This window comes from Psychroserpens burtonensis DSM 12212, from assembly GCF_000425305.1.
GTDB classification, from domain to species: Bacteria; Bacteroidota; Bacteroidia; order Flavobacteriales; family Flavobacteriaceae; genus Psychroserpens; species Psychroserpens burtonensis.
This window is the reverse complement of record NZ_AUDE01000071.1, coordinates 1-1015: the sequence shown is the minus strand read 5'-3', so window position 1 is coordinate 1015 and position 1015 is coordinate 1. Positions and strand designations below refer to the sequence as shown.

The 1015-nt window shown below is 27.3% G+C and carries 1 protein-coding gene; it reads left to right on the top strand.

Features of this window, described 5'->3' with window-relative positions; all coding sequences use genetic code 11:
- Positions 1-97 precede the first annotated feature (97 nt).
- Complete coding sequence (locus H593_RS0115450; protein WP_028873251.1) at positions 98-841, top strand: DUF6090 family protein; 744 nt, start codon at positions 98-100, stop codon at positions 839-841.
- Positions 842-1015 lie beyond the last annotated feature (174 nt).

Below are 1015 nucleotides of genomic sequence, written 5' to 3'. Positions count from 1 at the left end.
TCTAAAACACGTTATAGTTCTCCTCTTTTTCTAGCTAAATATATTTAATACAAACTAAAGGAACACGTTGTGCTTCATTATCAGAAACCGCTAACCAATGATAAAATTCTTTAGAAAAATTAGACAAAAAATGTTGACTGAAAATAAGTTTGGAAAATATCTGACTTATGCTTTTGGCGAAATAATTCTTGTGGTTATTGGTATTTTAATTGCGTTGAGCATTAATAATTGGAATACACAAAGATTAAACAAGAACGAAGAACAAAGCTATCTTAAGGCTATTAAAACAGACCTCGAAAAAGATACTTTACTCTTAGGATATTTAATTAAGGATATTGATATACAACTTACTAAATTAAAAAAAATAAAGGACGAATTACATTCTGACATTACGACCATTCAACAATCTGAAGAGTTCACAAATTCTCTTTTAACTACTTTTCCTTTTATTCCTGAAAAAACCACAATAGACGAATTGAAATCAAGTGGCAAACTAAATCTAATTGAAAATAGACAAGTAAAGGATACACTACTTTTGTATTACAATTATATTGATACTTCAATTTTTAATTTGAATACTTCACTTGTTGAATATTCTAGAAATATTATTGCGCCTTTTTTAATGACTAATTATACGTTAGAGTACAATTATCCAGGAAAACTGATTACTGAAAACTCAAAAATCGTAAACCTTAATACTGAACAAAAACAAAATCAATTTTTAAATAACGCAGTAAAATATCGGATTGCTGTCTTAAGTATTCTAAAAATAAGGTATGAAGAACTAATTATTAAGATAATTGGACTTCAAAAAACATTTGATAGGGAAATTAAAAAATAACGAAAGCACAACAACGTGTATATTTAATTGCTTGGTTCTAGCCTACTTGGAAATTCCTTCGGAATTTCCTCTGGTTCGTTTTCTATTTACTAATTTAGTTGCTTAACCACGCAACTCCTATGTTTGTAAAAGAAGTTAATTCATATATAAATTTAGCAATAATAAAGTGAAAAA

Coding starts and splice junctions, on each gene's coding strand:
- H593_RS0115450 (WP_028873251.1), top strand. CDS start 98: ATGATAAAATTCTTTAGAAAAATTAGACAAAAAATGTTGACTGAAAAT.